Raw genomic sequence first — 18,389 nt, 5'->3', positions numbered from 1 at the left:
TCAGGCCGGAGTCCCGCCGTCGTGGCCCGGCATCGACCGCAGCGCGGCCCGCAGCTCCGTGCGGCCGGTCACGCCGAGCTTGCTGTAGACCCGCTGGAGGTGGTTCTCCACGGTGCGGGTGGAGAGGAACAGCCGCTCGGCGATGGTGCGGCTGGTCACCCCGTCGGAGGCGAGCCGGGCGACCTCCCACTCCCGGTCGGTCAGCGTCGGGCGGAGCAGCCGCAGCGCCGGCGTGGCCACCTCGTCGCAGCGGCGGAGCAGATCGGCGAGGCGTTCCCGCACCGGGCCGGTCGCACCCGCCCGGCCGCCGCGCATCCGGTGCAGCGCCATCGCGGTCGCCTCGGCGGCGTAGACGGTCAGCTCGCGGGCGGCGAAGCCGTCGGCCACGGCGAGCAGATCGTCGGGGGAGCCGTCGACGGCGGCCCGGGCGTACCGGGCGACCAGCGGCGGCAGCACCCCGTCGACCCGCTCGGACAGCTCGGTCAGGCGCTGCGCCACGGTCCGCCGGCCGCCGTCGGTGCAGGTCGGCCCGACCGCCGCGGTGGCCTGGTCGAACCGGACCAGGTCGAGTAGAACCAGCAGCTCGTGCCCGGCCAGGCCGTCCTCCCGCAGCCGGTCGGCCAGCGCCGAGAGATGCTTCGTGGCCGCCGGAAGGTCGCCGACCGCCGCGTGCACCGCACCCCTGGCCTGTTCCAGCCAGGGGTAGAGCACCGCCATGCCGGGCGCGTGGGTCCGGTCCGCCTCGGCCATCGCCTCCATGGCGTGCGCAGGATCGCCGCGCAGCGCCGCCGCCTGAGCGCGCTCGGCGTGCGCCAGGCCGGCGTAGACCCGGCTGGTGGCGAGCACGGCGCAGGCGCCGAGGCTGGTCTTCAGCGCCTCGTCGCCGCGCCCGCGCAGCCGCGCCGCGTACGCCTGGAGGATGGCCAGGTAGCCGGTGCCGAGCCGGAAGTCCCCGGCGCCGGCCAGGTCGGCGAACTCGTCGGCGACGATCGCGTCGATGCCGGCCAGGTCGCCGGAGAGCGCGAGCCGGGTGCCGCGGGCCAGCTCCATGGCGAGCTGGAGGTAGGGCATGTCACCCCGCCAGCGCGCCGCCTCGGCCTGCACCCGGGCGATCGCGGTGGCGCTGCGCCGGTACTGCCCCTGCGCGGCTTGGAGGTGCGCGAGGGTGCACCGGGCCAGTTCGCGCGCGGCCATCGGGGCCGCCGGCCGGTCCAGCACCGCCTGGGCCAGCCGGACCGAGGCGTCGGTGTCCAGCCGGTGCAGCCGCATGATCGCCTCGAAGGCGCGGACCCGGGCCCGGTCGGCGACGTCGGTCAGCTCGGCGGCGCGCGCGGCTATCTCCTCCACCGTGGACTCCCGGCTCAGCCCCCAGTAGCTGACCATGCCCCGGGCGGTCAGCCACCGGCCGCGCCGCCGGTCGTCCTGGATCTCCCCGCCCACCTGGTCGAGCACCGCGATCGCCTCGTCCGGACGGTCGGCGAACATGAGGATGGTCGCGAGCAGCTCCGCCGCGTCCGGGCCGCCCTCGCCGTCCAGCGCCGCCCGGGCCAGCCGGGTGGCCAGCGGCACGTCGTACCGGCCGAAGGCCTGGGCGGCCGCGTCGAGCAGCAGGGCCGGGTCCTGCGCCGTGCCCGAGTCGAGCCGCCACACGGCGACCCGCAGCAGGTCGTCGCGGCGCCGCTTGCCCACCCGTTCGAGCAGCCCGGCCAGGGTGGCCTGGAGCCGGCGGGTGCGGCTGACCGGGCACTGCTGGCGCATCACCTCGCCGTAGAGCGGGTGGGCGAGGCGGACGTTCAGCCGCCGGTCGTCGCGCACCATCGAGATCAGGCCGCGCTCCTCGGCGATCTCCACGTCGGCCGGGTCGACCGCCTGCTCCAGCAGGTGCAGGCCGAGCGGCTCGCCGAACGCGACCAGCTCGACGACCGCGCGCACGCCGGGTGTGAGCTGGCCGATCCGGGTGTCGATCAGCTCGGTGAGGCTGGGCGCCAGCTCCAGGCGGCCGGTCCACTTCCAGATCCCGTACGTTCGGCTCAGCTCGTCGCCCCCGGAGGCGGCCAGCACCAGTTCGCGCAGCAGCAGCGGGTTGCCGGCGGAGAGCCGGTGCAGCCGCTCCGAGGAGCCGGCGTCGACCGGCCCGCCCAGGATCGCGGCGAGCAGGCCGGTGGTCTCGCTCGGGCCGAGCGGCCCCAGCTCGACGAGGTCGACCAGGTCGTCGGTCCACAGGGCGCGGATCGGCAGCGGGATCTGCTCGCCGTTGCGCAACGTGCCGAGCACCGTGGCGTTCTCCGAGCGGGCGATGAGGTGCACGAGCGCCGCCGACGGCGGGTCGAGCAGGTGCGCGTCGTCGATCGCCAGCACGATCGGCCGGCCGGCGGCCTGCTCCTGGAGCACGTCGACCGCCCAGCGCAGGACACCGGCGGGGGAGAGGCCCTGCGGCTGCTCGGCCGGCAGCACCTGGACCAGCCCGCCGAACGGCAGCGCGGCGGTCGTGGCGCTGGCCGCCACGGACCAGATCGCGTAGCGGTCGGTGGAGAGCGTGGCCACCCCCTCGCGCAGCAGCCGGCTCTTGCCCACCCCGGCGCTGCCGCTGAAGAGCAGCCCGCGTCCCTCCGAACCGCCGGCCGCCGACAACAGACGGTTGAGCTCAGCCGTGCGGCCGACGAACTCCCACCGACTCATCGGTGCAGCATATCGATGGTGTTCCCTCCGCGTGTACACCGTCACGCAGCGAAGTTGAGTGATCTGTCGATCACTCCTGAGTATCGGATGTGTTCGGTGTCGGATCCGCGACAGCCGTACTCTTCCGGCATCCCCTGCGACCAGGGAGAATTCCACGTGACCGGACCGCAACCCGGTCGCCTGACCGGAGGCCGCCTGATGAAGCCAGGTCCACTCCCCTCGGTCGACGTGCCCGAACCAGGTGGGCTGGGCGAGTCACCCCGCTGCGCGCCGCTGCCCACCCGGCTCGGGGTGACCGAGCCGGGGCCGGACGAACCGCTGGGCGTCGTCGTCACCGGCCCGGCCGGCGCCGGCCGCCGCGAGCTGCTCGCCGGCCTGCTCGGCCTGGACCCCGGGATGCTCGCCGTGCCCGCCGGCAGCCACCTGCTCGTCCGTCACGCCAAGGTGACCACCCGGGCCGCCTACGTGCCGGGCTACCGCCAGCCGCACTCCTACGGGGCCGACCCGCTCGCGGCCGGTCCGGCGCTGGCCCGCCCACCGCGCCGGGTGGAGCTGAGCCTGCCGGATGCGCTGCTGCGCCACTTCGCCGTGCTCGACACGCCGGACAGCGACACCCTCGGCGTGGCCGGCGGCCGGGTGCTGCTCGACGCGGCCGGCCGGGCCGGGGCCCTGCTCTTCGTGATCTCCGCCGACCAGTCGTTCAGCGCGGCCGAGCTGCACCTGCTCGCCGAGGTGGCGCGCACCCGCGTCGAGGTGCTCTTCGCCGTCACCCCCGGCGTGGCCGGCTGGGCGGCGCCGGCGGCCGGCACGACGACGGAGGACACGGGGGCGTCCGGATCGTCGGCCGGCCGTTCCGGCCCGCCCAGCCCCGCCGCCCGCCGGTACGACCCGGTCGAGGTCTCCGTCGCGGCGCACCGGGCGGCGCTGCTGGCCGCGGTGCCCGCCCTCGCGCAGGCCCGCTGGTTCCCGGTCCGCCAGGGCGAGCACTCGGTGCTGCGCCGCGCGCTGGTCGGCTGGGCCGCCGACGAGGGGTTGCGACGGGCCAGCTCCCGCCCGCCGGAGCCGCCCGGCGCGCACGGCCGGGTGCCCGTGGTGGCCGGTCCCGAGCCGGCCGACCTCACCGAGCGGATCGACCGCCAGGCCCGCTCCTGCGCACAGCGGATCCGCCAGCACCTCGCCCTGGAGCTGGCCAACATCCACCTCCGGGTGGTGCAGGAGATCGTCTTCGGGGTCGGCTGCGCCGGCCTACCGCAGCTCCTCGACCGCGAGATGGAGGCGCTGTCGCTGCTCGCCACCGCCCAGTGCGACGAGGCGGTCCGGGGCATCATCGACGACGCCGCCGCCCGGGTCTTCGGCGCGCCCCTCGCCGACGGGGTGCGCCGACGCATCGTGCACGCCGTCCGCTGGGGCCTCGCCGACCACCCGGACGGCCGTGAGCTGGACCGCGTGCTCCTCGTCACCAGCACCGCCGGGGTGGCCGGGCTGGCCGGCGCCGGCGCGCTCGACGCGCTGTCCGGCTACCCGGACGCGGAGCGCGACGAGGCGCTCCCACCCGTCGGGGTGGCTCTCAACGGCGGGTGCTGGCAGCACTGGCGGGTCCCCGGCAACGCCGACCCGAACGCGGCCCGCTCGTGGGCGCAGCGGGCGCTGCGCGAGGTCGAGCTGGAGCTGTCGCGTCAGGTGTCCCATCGCTTCGAGGTGATCCGCCTCTCGCTCGGCGCGGTCCTCACCGATGCTGTCGACCACGGCATCCTGCTCGCCTGAGGCCGGGGCCGCCGCACCGCCGCCGGGTCCGCCGCACGAGGTCCGGGCGGGTGATCCCGAGCGCCGCGCCGTTCCGGTTCATCGGTTCCCCGGATCCGGTGGCACGATGGGGGGCATGGCGGCTCCACAGGTTGCGCCGGTCGAGACGCCGGACACCGAAGAGGTGCCGGTCTCCGACCGGCCGTGGGTGACCATCGTCTGGGACGATCCGGTCAACCTCATGACGTATGTGACCTGGGTGTTCCAGAAGCTCTTCGGATACAGCCGGGAGAAGGCCGAGCAGCTCATGCTTGACGTGCACCACAAGGGCAAGGCGGTCGTCTCCAGCGGGGCCCGGGAGCGGATGGAGCACGACGCGTCGCAGCTGCACGCGTACGGCCTCTGGGCAACGGTGGACCGGTCATGAGCATGTTCCGCCGCCAGGGCGACCGCTACGTGGCCACCTTCGCCGTGGACGAGGTCCGGGTGCTGCGCAAGGTCGCCTCCGAGGTGGTCGGCCTGCTCACCGACGGCTTCGACCACGGCGACCCGGTGGTCGGCCGGCTCTTCCCCGAGGTCTACCCGGAGGACGCGGCGGGCAGCGCGGAGTTCCGTCGCTACACCGAGGGCGACCTCAAGACCGCCAAGATCGACCAGGCCGGGGCGATCCTCGCCGCGCTGCCCGACGGCGAGGGCGGCGGGGAGGTGCGGCTCGACGCGGAGGCGGCCGAGGCGTGGCTGCGCGCGCTCAACGACGCCCGGCTGGCCATGGGGGTGCGGCTGGAGATCAAGGACGGCACCGACCTGGGTGAGGAACTGGACGACGCGGTCGCCGAGGACCCCACCTCCTCCCGGGTGTTCCAACTATCGGTCTACGCGTACCTGGGATATCTCCAGGAATCCCTGCTCAACGCCCTGATCGACTGAGCCGTGACGGCCGCCACCTCGCGGGCCGGGACGGCCAGGGGCTAGGCTTGGCCACGTGCTGAGCATCGACCGGTCGATCATCGACGCGATCGTGGCCCACGCGCGCCGGGACCACCCCGACGAGGCGTGCGGCGTGGTCGCCGGTCCCGCCGGCAGCGACACCCCGATCCGGCACATCCCCATGGACAACGCCGCCCGCTCCATGACCTTCTACGAGTTCGACTCGATGGAGCAGCTGCGTGTGTGGCGGGAGATGGACGACCGCGACGAGGAGCCGGTCGTCATCTACCACTCGCACACCGCGACGGAGGCCTACCCGTCCCGCACGGACGTCTCCTTCGCCGGGGAGCCGGGCGCGCACTACCTGCTCGTCTCGACCCGCGAGCCCGACACCGAGGAGATCCGCTCCTTCCGGATCGTCGACGGTGTGGTCACCGAGGAGCCGGTCGAGATCGTGGCTGCCGTGGACCCGCACGCCGTCCAGTCCTACATGTTCGGGCAGAGCCCGGCGACGGTCGACTACGAGTGTTCCGACCGCTGATCCTCCAGCGCCGGCACACCTTCTCTTCTTCCCGTCACCTGGCACGACCCGAACAAGGAGCACGAGACATCATGGCCATCGAGGTTCGCATCCCCACCATCCTGCGCAGCTACACCGGCGGCGCGAAGGTCGTCGAGGGCAGCGGCGACACCCTGGGCGACCTGCTCGCCGACCTGGACTCCCGGCACGCCGGCCTGCGGGCGCGGCTGGTCACCGACGCGGGCGCGCTGCACCGGTTCGTCAACGTCTACGTCAACGACGAGGACGTCCGCTTCCTCGGCGCGCTCGACGCCAAGCTCAACGACGGCGACAGCGTCACCATCCTGCCGGCCGTGGCCGGTGGCGCGTTCGGCTTCGCGGCCGCGGCCGCCATCGCCGGTCACCGCGCGGCCGTCGCCGCCCGCTGAGGGCGGGCGGCATGGCGCGGTACGACAGCCTGCTCGACGCCTGCGGCGGCACGCCCCTGGTCGGGCTGCCGCGGCTGTCGCCGACGGTCCCCGACGGGGCGCCGCCGGTGCGGCTCTGGGCGAAGCTGGAGGACCGGAACCCGACCGGCAGCATCAAGGACCGGGCGGCCCTGTTCATGGTCCGGGCCGCCGAGGAGGCCGGCCGGCTCCGCCCCGGCGACACCATCCTGGAGCCGACCAGCGGCAACACCGGCATCTCGCTGGCCATGGTGGCGAAGCTGCGCGGCTACCGGCTGGTCTGCGTGATGCCGGAGAACGTCTCCACCGAGCGGGTCCAGCTGCTCCGGATGTACGGCGCGGAGATCATCTTCTCGCCGGCGGCGGGCGGCTCGAACCAGGCCGTCGCCACCGCCAAGCAGATCGCCGCCGAGCACCCGGACTGGGTGATGCTCTTCCAGTACGGCAACGAGGCGAACGCCCGGGCGCACTACGAGACGACCGGGCCGGAGCTGCTGCACGACCTGCCGACCATCACCCACTTCGTGGCCGGCCTGGGCACCACCGGCACCCTGATGGGCACCGGGCGCTACCTGCGGGAGAAGGTCGACGGCATCCAGGTCGTCGCCGCCGAGCCCCGCTACGGCGAGCTGGTCTACGGGCTGCGCAACATCGACGAGGGCTACGTGCCCGAGCTGTACGACGCCACGGTGCTCTCCCGGCGCTTCTCGGTGGGCACCCGGGACGCGGTGCTGCGGACCCGGCAGCTCGTCGAGGTGGAGGGGATCTTCGCCGGCTTCTCCACCGGGGCGATCCTGCACGCCGCCCTCGCGGTGGCGCACGAGGCGGTCCGCGACGGCCGCCGCGCCGACGTGGCCTTCGTGGTCGCCGACGGTGGCTGGAAGTACCTGTCGACCGGGGCGTACGGCGGCACCCTCGCCGATGCCGAGGACGCCCTGGAGGGGCAGCTCTGGGCCTGACGGAACGACGGTCGGTCCGGTCCGCGGAACGGACCGACCGTCGCCTCCCAGGACCGGACGTGTGCGGGTGTCACGTTGATGACAACTTCCGGCAGATGATTCTTGCCCGACCGGGCCGACGCGTAGGCTGCGCAGCGTGGCGAGCGCGTCGGTAGAGATCATCGGCGGAGCGACCGCCGGCGTGTCGGCTACCAAGCGTGAGATCGAGGCGACCGGATGCGACTGACCGTCCTCGGCTGCGCGGGCAGTTTTCCCGGGCCCGAGTCTCCCTGCTCCGCCTACCTCATGGAGGCGGAGGGGTTCCGGCTCCTGATCGACTTCGGGGTGGGGTCACTCTCCACGCTCCAGCGTTACGTCGGGCTGCACGCCCCCGACGCCATCCTCCTCACTCACCTGCACTGCGACCACATGTTCGACGCGGTGTCCTACGTGGTGGTGCGCCGGTACGCTCCGGACGGCCCCTACCCGCCCCTGCCGATGTACGCCCCGTCCGGCGCGCCGGACCGGATCGCCAGCGCGTACGGGCAGGAGGAGGGCTCGGTGGAGGACGTCTACCAGTTCTACGGCCTCCAGCCGGGCACCTTCCCGATCGGCCCGTTCACGGTCACCGTCGACCGGATGAACCACCCGGTCGAGACCTACGGGGTGCGGCTGGAGCACGGCGGGCGGGTGTTCTGCTACTCCGCGGACACCGCACCCTGCGATGCCCTGTTGCGCCTGGCCCAGGACGCCGACGTGTTCCTCTGCGAGGCCAGCTACATGGACGGGGTGGAGAACCCGCCGGACCTGCACCTGACCGGCCGGGAGGCCGGCGAGGCGGCCACCAAGGCGGGGGTGGGCCGGCTGCTGCTCACCCATCTCGTGCCCGCCTGGGGCAGTGAGTCGCACACCGTGGAGTCGGCGGCCGGCGCGTACACCGGGCCGCTGGAAGTGGTCCGCGCCGGCGCCTCCTACGAGGTCTGACCAGGACGGCGGCCGGCCTGTCCCGCGCACGCGGAAGGGGACGCCCCTGGCCGGGACGCCCCCTTCGCCGGTGGCGGTGCTACGACTCGGCGACGAACTTGACGTAGGTGCGGTACTGGAATCCGTTGTCCAGGGTCAGCACGAACTCGCGGCAGGTGCCGGCCCAGGCCGGGTCGGTCTTCCACGGGTAGTTGTACTGGCCGTTGGCGTTGGCCGACAGGCTTGAGCCGCCGGGGTTGCGCGCCGCGACCGGGGTGGGCCGCGGGGTGATCGCGCCGTCGGGGCCGACGGTCCGGAGGGTGTCGCAGTCGACCAGCCGGGAGTACGGCGAGCCGCTGGCGAGGATGTCCAGGCCACGGTTGCCGGCGAGCTGGAACTTCATCGGCGCGGCGTCACCGGCGACGATCGTGTTGAGCGCCGGCTGGGCCGCGCGGCCGACGAAGTCGCCCCGGCAGGACGGGTGGGTGTCGAACGCCTCGGTGTTGTCGTCGCGGGCCGTGGTGCCCTGCACCGCGCTGTAGCCGAGACCCCGGCGGGCGAACGAGCCCCAGATGATGCAGGCGTTCTCGCCGCCGGTCAGCGCCGCGTCGGCGGCGATGATGGCGTTGCGGCCGGTGACGAAGCCGGGGCCGCAGCCCTGCATCTTGAGCCCGTCGACGACGAGCTGCAGGGCCAGGTTGTTGCCGCCGGTGCTCCACGATTCGTAGACGGCCGGGTTGAACCCGTGCCGGTCGATCAGGTTCCAGGTCATGTCCCACAGGACCGACGCCCACGCGTGCCCGATGCCGTGCGGCACCGCCAGGGACGTCCCGTTGAGCCAGCCGCCGGTCTTGATCCCGTCATAGGTGAACGGCTGGATCTCCATGTTCCGCGAGTACGGCCGCGGCCGGATGCCGGCGCCGTGCCGGTCGTCCTGGAACAGCACGTACGGGCCCATGCCGCGCTGCCCGTCGGCCGTGTCGAACGTCGGGTCGAGCAGCGTGGTGACCGCCATGAAGTCACTCCAGCCCTCGCCCATCTGCTCGTTGCCGGTCAGGCAGTTGACCGTCGGGCCGCCGGTGAGCCGGTTGGAGATGCCGTGCGTGTACTCGTGGATGATGACCCCGGCGTCGAGGTCACCGTCGCGGATACCCGGGTGGTTCGGGTGCTTGCGCACCGACCCGGTGGCCTCGCCCGCGGCGATGGCGGCCTTGATGGCGTCGCCGTCGGCCTGGGTCACGGCGACGGCCGGAATGGTGACCGCCGCGGTCGCCATGGAGCCGGTCAGCACCGGGGCGCTGCCGGTGGCGTTGTGAGCGACCACCAGTGCCTTGGCGCCGAGCGACTGGGCGACCTGGGCCCGCTGCAGGTAGCTGCAGGCCGCGGTGCCGCCGTCGGCCACGCTGATCCAGCCGCCCGAGGGCAGGGTGGCGGGGTAGGTCGCCGTGGTGCAGCCGGTGCCCGCGTACACGAGGCGGTGTCCGGCCAGGCCGGCGGTGGTCGGTGCCGGCGTGAACCGCGCCCAGGACGCGTCGAACGACCCGACGCCGTCGACGACCACCTGGTTCGGGCTGCCGAACTGGGTGCCCGGCCACAGGTACATCTGCATGCGCGGCGCGCCGACGCCGTCCACCGCCGGGGTGGAGAAGTTGGCGTTGTTGGTGCCGCCGCCGTCGGCCGCCTCGGCCCGGACGTAGTCGCCGCCCGCGCCGCCCCGGCCGTAGTTGTTCGCCTGGAAGTTCCCCGACGCCTCGTCGAAGCCGTACTGGTAGGTGACGTCGTGGATGATGTTGTTCCAGTAGAACAGGTTGTCGGTCGCGGCGTCCCGGTAGTTCTGGGCGTGCTCGCCCAGGTCGAGCGGGTGGTCGAAGGTCAGGCTCGCGCCGCCGTCCGGGCTGCTGCCGGAGTCGGGCGAGTTGTTGTTGTCCTGGTCCTGGTAGGCGTGGACGTTGTTGCCCTGGGTGGTGGTGTGCTCGGCCCCCGCGGCGCCGTCCACGTCGTGCCAGCCGTACGGCGAGGCCGTCCCGTCGGCCGGGTTGGTCACCAGGCTCCGCGGCGCGTCGTTCGGGCTCTCGGCCGGGCCGGCGAAGACCCGGTAGCTCGAGCCGTCCTGGACCGGGTTGCGTGAGCCGAAGGCCGCGCTGTTCAGCGTCGTCGCGCGGCCTGGAGCGCTGCGGTCCAGGTTGTCGGCGACCTCCTTGACGTCCTCGTGGATCGTCCAGTCGTCGGCTTTGAGCAGCTTGCCGCTCTGCGCGTCGACGGCGGCGTTCCACAGGTGGGTGTCGGTGGAGTCGTCGATGACGAGCTGCCAGGCCAGGCGGAGCCCGTCGGCGGTGGGTTGCCAGCCGAGCTTGGCGGGGATGGGCTGGTCGGAGATGCCGGCGCCGGAGACGACGGTGCGCTGGGCGGCGCCGCCGCTGCGGCTCATCACCTTCGGACCGGCCGGATCGGGCAGGTCCAGGGCGTCCGCGGCGGCGTGCACCGCCTCGACCGCGTCGAGCGTGGCGGTGCCGGAGGCCTTGTCGGCCAGCCCGGGGACCAGGGTGTCGCCGACGAACACGACGCTGCCGTCGCGGGCGATGTTCACGGTGGCGGTGGCGCCGAAGACCTCGAGGTCCTTGAAGCGCTGGGCCAGGTTGACGTGGGTGACGCCGTTGTGGCGGCTGGTGTAGCTGGAGGCCACCGCGAGGTCGGCCAGGTCGGTGGCGCGTACCCCGTATTCGGCGGGGTGCGCGCGCAGGTACGACGTGGCGATCTCGTTCGGCGTGCCCTGGTTGGGGCCGGTGAGGAAGGTCGGGTTCCCCGGGGCGGCCTGGTCGGGCGCCGCCCAGGCGGGCTGCGTGGTCAGCGTCGTCATGGACGCGACCAGGGTGGTGGACAGCAGCAACGCGGCGTTGCGGCGACCACGGGACGGGCGTGAGGGCAGGGGCACCGCTGCTCCTTTCGACGTCGGAAGAGACAGCGTCAAGCGCCGATCCGTCCCGCGCCGGACGTCACGGTCGGTGATCGAACCGGTGCGGGGCGAATTGCATCGACGCTACGGGGCGGCTCGTCGGCGGTTCATCCGACGAGTGGCGAAAGATCGCCCCCTCGGCCTTCGACGCCTGTCGTGACCTGCGGATCACGGGAAGGTAAAGGCGAAAAACTTGCCTTCGCAAATATGTACATACGCCACATCGGTGGCTTGACCTGCGGCTGGGCGTCGGTACGGTCCTTACTCACACGACGCGCCGTGCCTGCTATATGGACGCTGCGTCAGGTCCTTCGAACGGAAGGCATCGCATGACACACCACCTCAGTCCAAGGTCACGAAGAGGCTACCGGGCCCTCGGCCTCATCGCGGCCGGCGTACTCATGGCCGGCGCCCTGCCGGGCACGGCGTCGGCGGCGGAGCCCGACCCACGGATCGGACTCGGCGCCGGCTGGCTCGACGCGCAGTCGGCGATCAGCAACCTCGAGCAGGTCGCGCACCGCGACAAGCCCGCGGGCATGGTCGACCCGGCGAACCCTGGCAACGGCGGGTTCTACAACTCGGACTTCGCCTTCGGCGGCAGGTACGCGTTCACCGGCAACTACAACGGGTTCAACATCTTCGACGTCGCCAACCCCAGCGACCCGCAGCTGGTCACGAGCGTCGTGTGCCCCGGCGGCCAGGGTGACGTCTCCGTCCACGGCAACCTGCTGTTCATGTCGGTCGAGGAGACCCGCGGGCGGGTCGACTGCGGCACCAACCCCAACGTCGGCACCCGGTTCCAGGGCGTCCGGATCTTCGACATCAGCGACGTGCGTAACCCCACGCAGGTTGCGGCGGTCCAGCTCTGCCGCGGCTCGCACACGCACACCGTGGTGACCGACCCGAAGGACGCGAGCAACGTCTACATCTACGTCTCGGGCACCACCTCGGTCCGCCCGGCCACGACGATGGCCGGTTGCAACAACAACCCCGCGGACGGCGCGGACCCGTCGCGGTGGCGCATCGACGTCATCAAGGTGCCGCTGGCGGCGCCCGGGCAGGCCGCCGTGGTGAACCAGCCGCGGCTGTTCGCCGACCCGGCGACCGGCCGGATCGACGGCCTCCAGAACGGGCCGCAGACCCCCCGGCACCCGTCCGGGGCGACCTGGTCGCCCACGCCGAACACCAACGCCTGCCACGACATCACCGCGTACCCGGAGATCGGGCTGGCCGCCGGCGCCTGCCAGGGCAACGGCATCCTGATCGACATCTCGGACCCGGCGAACCCGCGCCGGATCGACGAGGTGTCCGACCCGAACTTCGCGTACTGGCACTCGGCGACGTTCAACAACGACGGCACCAAGGTGATCTTCACCGACGAGTGGGGCGGGGGCAGCGGCGCGCGCTGCCGTGACACCGACCAGCCGCAGTGGGGCGCCAACGCCATCTTCGACATCGTCGACCGGAAGATGACGTTCGCCAGCTACTACAAGCTGCCGGTGCCCCAGACGCTCCAGGAGAACTGCGTGGCGCACAACGGCTCGCTGATCCCGGTGCCCGGCCGCGACATCATGATGCAGGCCTGGTACCAGGGCGGCATCTCGGTGTTCGACTTCACCGACTCGGCCCACCCGCAGGAGATCGCGTTCTTCGACCGCGGGGCGGTCAACCCGAACTCCCTCGTGCTCGGCGGATTCTGGTCGGCGTACTGGTACAACGGCAGCCTCTTCGGCAACGAGATCGCCCGCGGCCTCGACGTGTTCAAGCTGACCCCCAGTGAGCACCTGTCGAAGGCGGAGATCCAGGCGGCTGAGGAGGTGCAGCTCGGCCAGTTCAACGCCCAGGGCCAGCCGAAGATCACCTGGACGCCGAGCTTCGCGCTCGCTCGTGCGTACTACGACCAGGCGGTCCGTGCCGACGCCATCGGTCACCCGCTGAAGTCCCAGGTCGACATGTTCCTGGAGCGGGCCGAAGGGTTCGCGGCCGACGGCAAGCGGTCCGCCGCCGCCGCTCAGCTGCGGGCACTGTCCAACAAGCTCGGCGCGCCCGAGCACCAGGCGCTGAAGAAGGCGGTCCTGGACCTGGCGGACACCCTCTGACCCGTCGCTCGGTGAAGGGCACCTCGGATCCGAGGTGCCCTTCACCCTGTCCGGGGTCAGCCCATCCTGGCCAGCATCTCCTGCATCCGCTGGATCTCGATGCTCTGGTCGGCGTTCACCTCGCGGGCGAACTGGTCGGTCGCCGGCTCGAGGCCGCCGCCCGAGGCGTAGAGCTCCTCCACCATGCTGAGCGCGCCCTGGTGGTGGCGGATCATGAAGGTGAGGAAGAGCCGGTCGAAGTCGCCGTTGCGGGCCCGCTTGAGCTGATCGAGCTGCGCGGCGGTGAGCATCCCCGGCATGAGCTCGTGCCCGGCATGGCCCGCGTTCGGCCCCGCGGTCGGCACGCTCCGCTCCGCCAGCCACCGCCGCATCCGGGTGATCTCGTCCTGCTGCGACACGTCGATCCGCTTGGCCAGCAGCGTCACATCCGGGTTGGTGGTGCGGCCCGGCAGCAGCGCGGTCATCTCCAACGCCTGCGCGTGGTGCGGGATCATGCCCTGGATGAACAGGGTGTCGGCCGCCTTGAACCCGGGCGGCGAGACCTGGGTCAGGTCGTCCGCCGACAGGGACCTGCCGGGCTGACCCGGCGCACCCGGCTGCACGACGTGGCCGCTCGGCGGACGGTACGCCGTAGGCTCGTCACCGCCGGCCCAGACGGCGAAACCCACCCCCGCCCCTACGGCGACCGTGGCGACGACGGCGGAAATGATCACGCGGCGCGAAAGGGGCATGTCCTGGACCTATCCGTATCGGGCTGCGCAGATGTGAAGGTCATCCTGCCTCATTCGCACAGGCCGAGGGAAGCCTTCGCGGGGCGGTCAGGGGTGGGGATCCCGACCGGAGCGAGCCGTCGTTGGGCACCCCGGGGTGGTTCGATCACGGCACCGCATAGGGTGCAGGCATGGCGCGACCTGACGGGCGGCGGCCCGACCAACTCCGACCGGTGACCCTGACCCGGGGCTGGAGCACCCACCCGGAGGGCTCCGTGCTCGTCGAGTTCGGCGCGACCCGGGTGCTCTGCACGGCCAGCGTGACCGAGGGCGTGCCCCGCTGGCGCAAGGGCTCCGGGCTGGGCTGGGTGACCGCCGAGTACGCGATGCTGCCCCGGGCCACCAACACCCGCTCGGACCGGGAGAGCGTCAAGGGCCGGGTCGGTGGCCGGACCCACGAGATCTCCAGGCTCATCGGCCGCAGCCTGCGGGCCTGCGTCGACCTCAAGGCGCTCGGCGAGAACTCGGTGGTGCTCGACTGCGACGTGCTCCAGGCCGACGGGGGCACCCGGACGGCCGCCATCACCGGCGCGTACGTGGCGCTGCACGACGCGGTGACCTGGCTCGCCGAGCGCAAGGCCCTGGCCGGCAAGGTGGAGAAGGTCATGCACCGGTCGGTGGCCGCGGTCAGCGTCGGCATCATCGCCGGCGAGCCGCGACTCGACCTCTGCTACGAGGAGGACGTGGCCGCCGAGGTCGACATGAACGTGGTCTGCACCGGGACGGGTGACTTCGTCGAGGTGCAGGGAACGGGCGAGGCCGGCATCTTCGCCCGGGAGCAGCTGGACGCCCTGCTCGACCTGGGTGTGGCGGGCTGCCTGGAACTGGCCGACGCGCAGCGCAAGGCGCTGACCTGATGAACCGGCTGACGCGCAGCGGAAGGCGTTGACGATGAACACCGTGCTCCTGGCCACCCGCAACCGGAAGAAGCTCGTCGAGCTCCAGCGGATCCTGGACGGCGCCCTCGGCGCCCACCGGATCGCCCTGCTCGGCCTCGACGACGTCGAGGAATACCCGGAGCTGCCCGAGTCCGGCCTGACCTTCGGCGAGAACGCGCTGATCAAGGCGCGGGAGGGCTGCCGGCGGACCGGCCTGCCCACCATCGCCGACGACTCCGGGCTCGCCGTGGATGCGCTCAACGGCATGCCGGGCGTGTTCAGCGCCCGCTGGGCCGGCAGCCACGGCGACGACCGGGCCAACCTCCAGCTCGTGCTGGACCAGATCGCCGACCTGCCGGACGAGCACCGGGGCGCCGCCTTCGTCTGCACGGTGGCGCTGGTGCTGCCCAGCGGCAAGGAGCACCTGGTCGACGGCCGGCAGCCCGGCCGGCTGCTGCGCGCCCCGCGCGGCGACGGCGGCTTCGGCTACGACCCGATCTTCCTGGGCGACGGGCAGGAGCGGACCAACGCGGAGCTGACCCCGGAGGAGAAGGATGCGGTCAGCCACCGCGGCAAGGCGCTGCGCGAGCTGGCCAAGCTGGTCGCCAAGGTGCTGCCGCCGGCCGCCTGAGCGCACGTGGTGGCGGTGCCCGGCCCGGCCGGACACCGCCACACCCCGGTCAGCCCAGCGGGCCGACCTCGCGCTCGATGGCGGCGCGCAGCTCGGGCCCGCGCACGACGTCCCGCGCGGCCTCCATGAGCGGGGCGAGGAACACGTCCGGCCCCGGCTCGCCGGCCACCTTCCCGAGCGAGGCCAGCGCGGCCCGGCCGGCCGGCGACGGCGTCAGCGGGGCGCGGAGCTGGAGCCCGCGTACGGCGGCCAGCAGCTCGACCGCGAGCACGCTGGTCAGGTTGTCCAGCACGGTGCGCAGCTTCTTCGTCGCCGCCCAGCCCATCGAGACGTGGTCCTCCTGCATTCCACTGGTGGGCAGCGAGTCGACCGAGGCGGGTGCGGCCAGCCGGCGGTTCTCCGCGACGATCCCGGCCGCCGTGTACTGGGCGATCATCAGGCCGGAGTTGACCCCGGCGTCGGGGGAGAGGAACGCCGGCAGCTCGCGGGAGCGGGTGACGTCGAGCAGCCGGTCCACCCGGCGCTCGGCGATCGCGCCCACCTCGGACGCGGCGATGGCCAGGTAGTCGGCCGCGAAGCCGAGCGGCGCGCCGTGGAAGTTGCCGGTCGACTCGACCCGCCCGTCCGGCAGCACCACCGGGTTGTCCACCACCGACAGCAGCTCCCGCCCGGCCACCACCTCGACGAAGTCGAGGGTGTCCCGGGCCGCCCCGGCCACCTGTGGCGCGCAGCGCATCGAGTACGCGTCCTGCACCGCGTGCGCCAGGTCGTCGCGGTGCGAGTCCATCACCGCCGAGTTCTGCAGCAGCTTGTGGATGTTCGCGGCGGAGGCGGCCTGGCCCGGGTGCGGCCGGATGGCGTGCAACTCGGGCAGGAACGGCCGCTCGGAGCCGAGCATCGCCTCGATGGCCAGCGCGGCGGTCACGTCGGCCAGGGCGAACAGGTGCCGGGCGTCGTGGATGGCCAGCAGCAGCATGCCGAGCATGCCGTCGGTGCCGTTGATCAGCGCCAGCCCCTCCTTGGCGGCCAGCTCCAGCGGCTCCAGCCCGACCCGGCGCAGCGCGTCACCGGCCGGGATCCGGTCGCCGGCCGGGCCGAGCACCCAGCCCTCACCGAGCAGCACGAGCGCGCAGTGCGCCAGCGGCGCCAGGTCGCCGGACGCGCCGAGCGAGCCGTGTTCCGGCACCCATGGGGTGACCTCGTGGTTGAGCAGGTCGACGAGGGCCTCGGCGACCAGCGGGCGGACCCCGGAGCGGCCGAGGGCGAGCGAGCGTACGCGCAGCAGCATCATGGCCCGCACCACCTCGCGGGGCATGGGCGCGCCTACCCCGGCGGCGTGCGAGCGGATCAGCGCGTGCTGGAGCTCGGCCCGCCGCTCGGGCGCCACGAACGTGTTGGCGAGCGCCCCGAACCCGGTCGAGACGCCGTACACGGGCCGGCCGGCGGCCTCGATGCCGTCCACGATGGACCGGCTGGTCGCCATCGCCTCCACCGTGGCGGGGTCGAGGACCACCTTGGCGGTGCCGCGGGCCACGGCGAGCACGTCGGCGGGGGAGATTCCGGTGGGCTGGATGACTACGGTCGACATTGCGGCACTCCGTTGTGCAGAACCTGGCGGATCAAGGGCACACCGGGCCGGTAGGCCAGGTGCAGATGGGACGGGGCGTCGAGGATCATCAGGTCGGCCCGCGCGCCCCGCGCGAGCCGCCCCACGTCGGTGCGGCGCAGCGCCGCCGCCCCGCCGGCGGTCGCGGCCCAGACCGCCTCCGCCGGGGTCATGCGCATCTCGCGTACGGCGAGGGCGATGCAGAACGGCATCGACGACGTGTACGACGACCCGGGGTTGCAGTCGGTCGCGAGGGCCACGGTGACACCGGCGTCGAGCAGCCGGCGTGCGTCCGGGTACGGGGACCGGGTGGAGAACTCGGCACCGGGCAGCAGGGTGGCGACGGTGGCGGTGTGCAGGCCGTCCGGGCACATGCAGTCGACCCGGCGCGACGCCAGCGCGTCGATGTCCGCGTCGGTCAGGTGCGTGCAGTGGTCGACGCTGGCCGCGCCCAGCTCCACCCCGAGCTGCACGCCCGGCCCGGGGCCGAGCTGGTTGGCGTGCACCCGCACACCCAGCCCGACGGCCTGCCCGCAGGCGAGGATCGCCCGGGCGTGGTCCACGTCGAAGGCGCCCCGCTCGCAGAACACGTCGATCCAGCGGGCGTACGGCGCGGCGGCGGCGAGCATCGGCCCGCACACCATGCCCACGTAGTCGTCGGGGCGGTCGGCGTACTCGGCGGGGACCACGTGCGCGCCGAGGAACGTGGTGTCCTCGGTGAACTCGGCGGCGATCCGCAGCGAGCGGGCCTCGTCGGCGACGGTGAGCCCGTACCCGCTCTTGATCTCGATGGTGGTGGTGCCCTGCCGCATCGCCTCGCCGCGCAGCCGGCCGACGGTGTCGCGCAGCTCGTCGTCGGAGGCCGCCCGGGTGGCGCCCACGGTGGTCCGGATGCCGCCGCCCGTGTACGGCTCGCCGGCCATGCGGGCGGCGAACTCGGCGGCCCGGTCCCCGGCGAACACCAGGTGGGCGTGGCTGTCCACGAAGCCGGGCAGCACGGCCGCGCCCCCGGCGTCGATCCGCCGGTCGGCGGCCGGCGCGTCCCGGGCCGGCCCGACCCAGGCCACCTGGCCGTCCTCGACGAGGACCGCCGCGTCTCGGCGGATGCCGAGCGGCCCGCCCTCGCCGCCGATGTCGTTGGTGACCAGCTCGCCGATGTTGTCGACGAGCAGGCTGCCGGTGTGCCGTGGCGCCGGCCGCACCGGGTCGCCCGGCCGGACCGGGCGGTGCTGCCGG

General features: G+C 73.2%; 15 protein-coding genes. 10 read left to right on the top strand and 5 right to left on the bottom strand.

Features of this window, described 5'->3' with window-relative positions; genetic code table 11:
* The gene (locus ABZW14_RS15445; protein ID WP_355345861.1) at window positions 1-2,679 is read right to left on the bottom strand and encodes a LuxR C-terminal-related transcriptional regulator; all 2,679 of its coding nucleotides are present in this window, start codon (window positions 2,677-2,679) and stop codon (window positions 1-3) included.
* A gap of 198 nt (window positions 2,680-2,877) precedes the next feature.
* Between ABZW14_RS15445 and ABZW14_RS15440 the strand changes: the two genes are divergently transcribed.
* The 7 genes from ABZW14_RS15440 (at window position 2,878) to ABZW14_RS15410 (ending at window position 8,237) form a co-directional block, all read left to right on the top strand.
* Window positions 2,878-4,443 (top strand): hypothetical protein, encoded by a 1,566-nt coding sequence (locus tag ABZW14_RS15440; protein WP_355345858.1) that lies wholly within the window; start codon window positions 2,878-2,880, stop codon window positions 4,441-4,443.
* A gap of 115 nt (window positions 4,444-4,558) precedes the next feature.
* Entirely contained in the window at window positions 4,559-4,849 is a 291-nt protein-coding gene (clpS, locus tag ABZW14_RS15435) for an ATP-dependent Clp protease adapter ClpS (RefSeq protein WP_091269570.1), read from the top strand.
* The gene (locus ABZW14_RS15430; RefSeq protein ID WP_355345855.1) at window positions 4,846-5,349 is read left to right on the top strand and encodes a DUF2017 domain-containing protein; all 504 of its coding nucleotides are present in this window, start codon (window positions 4,846-4,848) and stop codon (window positions 5,347-5,349) included. Before clpS ends, ABZW14_RS15430 begins: the two co-directional genes overlap by 4 nt.
* Window positions 5,350-5,404: 55 nt before the next feature.
* On the top strand, window positions 5,405-5,890 hold the full coding sequence (locus ABZW14_RS15425) for a M67 family metallopeptidase (protein ID WP_355345852.1): 486 nt from the start codon (window positions 5,405-5,407) through the stop codon (window positions 5,888-5,890).
* 71 nt (window positions 5,891-5,961) lie between these two features.
* A complete protein-coding gene (locus tag ABZW14_RS15420) occupies window positions 5,962-6,297 on the top strand; it encodes a MoaD family protein (protein WP_254331931.1) in 336 nt (111 codons plus the stop codon).
* Between the two features lie 11 nt (window positions 6,298-6,308).
* A complete protein-coding gene (locus ABZW14_RS15415; RefSeq protein WP_091269574.1) occupies window positions 6,309-7,274 on the top strand; it encodes a pyridoxal-phosphate dependent enzyme in 966 nt (321 codons plus the stop codon).
* A 216-nt stretch (window positions 7,275-7,490) separates the two neighbouring features.
* Window positions 7,491-8,237: an MBL fold metallo-hydrolase gene (locus ABZW14_RS15410; protein ID WP_355345847.1), complete on the top strand. Its 747-nt coding sequence runs from the start codon at window positions 7,491-7,493 to the stop codon at window positions 8,235-8,237.
* A 79-nt stretch (window positions 8,238-8,316) separates the two neighbouring features.
* Here ABZW14_RS15410 and ABZW14_RS15405 read toward each other — a convergent pair whose 3' ends face one another.
* Window positions 8,317-11,148: a M36 family metallopeptidase gene (locus ABZW14_RS15405; RefSeq protein ID WP_355345844.1), complete on the bottom strand. Its 2,832-nt coding sequence runs from the start codon at window positions 11,146-11,148 to the stop codon at window positions 8,317-8,319.
* 350 nt (window positions 11,149-11,498) lie between these two features.
* Here ABZW14_RS15405 and ABZW14_RS15400 point away from each other — a divergent pair, with 350 nt between their 5' ends.
* On the top strand, window positions 11,499-13,268 hold the full coding sequence (locus ABZW14_RS15400) for a hypothetical protein (RefSeq protein ID WP_355345841.1): 1,770 nt from the start codon (window positions 11,499-11,501) through the stop codon (window positions 13,266-13,268).
* 56 nt (window positions 13,269-13,324) lie between these two features.
* Here the strand turns inward: ABZW14_RS15400 and ABZW14_RS15395 are convergent, their stop codons facing one another.
* Window positions 13,325-13,999: a DUF305 domain-containing protein gene (locus ABZW14_RS15395; RefSeq protein WP_355345838.1), complete on the bottom strand. Its 675-nt coding sequence runs from the start codon at window positions 13,997-13,999 to the stop codon at window positions 13,325-13,327.
* Between the two features lie 170 nt (window positions 14,000-14,169).
* On the opposite strand from ABZW14_RS15395, the gene rph reads away from it, so the two are divergent.
* Both rph and rdgB read left to right on the top strand, forming a co-directional pair.
* Complete coding sequence (gene rph, locus ABZW14_RS15390; RefSeq protein WP_355345835.1) at window positions 14,170-14,895, top strand: ribonuclease PH; 726 nt, start codon at window positions 14,170-14,172, stop codon at window positions 14,893-14,895.
* Between the two features lie 34 nt (window positions 14,896-14,929).
* A complete protein-coding gene (gene rdgB / locus ABZW14_RS15385; protein ID WP_355345832.1) occupies window positions 14,930-15,547 on the top strand; it encodes an RdgB/HAM1 family non-canonical purine NTP pyrophosphatase in 618 nt (205 codons plus the stop codon).
* Between the two features lie 49 nt (window positions 15,548-15,596).
* On the opposite strand, the gene hutH is transcribed toward rdgB, so the two are convergent.
* Both hutH and hutI read right to left on the bottom strand, forming a co-directional pair.
* The gene (gene hutH, locus ABZW14_RS15380) at window positions 15,597-17,135 is read right to left on the bottom strand and encodes a histidine ammonia-lyase (protein WP_355345829.1); all 1,539 of its coding nucleotides are present in this window, start codon (window positions 17,133-17,135) and stop codon (window positions 15,597-15,599) included.
* Window positions 17,123-18,355 carry an imidazolonepropionase gene (hutI, locus tag ABZW14_RS15375; RefSeq protein ID WP_355346280.1) on the bottom strand — a complete coding sequence of 411 codons (1,233 nt, stop codon included), beginning with the start codon at window positions 18,353-18,355 and terminating at the stop codon, window positions 17,123-17,125. Before hutI ends, hutH begins: the two co-directional genes overlap by 13 nt.
* Window positions 18,356-18,389 lie beyond the last annotated feature (34 nt).

The sequence above is a fragment of the Micromonospora sp. NPDC004551 genome (assembly GCF_040609975.1).
In the GTDB taxonomy this organism is placed as follows: Bacteria; Actinomycetota; Actinomycetes; order Mycobacteriales; family Micromonosporaceae; genus Micromonospora.
This window is presented reverse-complemented; position numbering and strand designations above follow the sequence as displayed.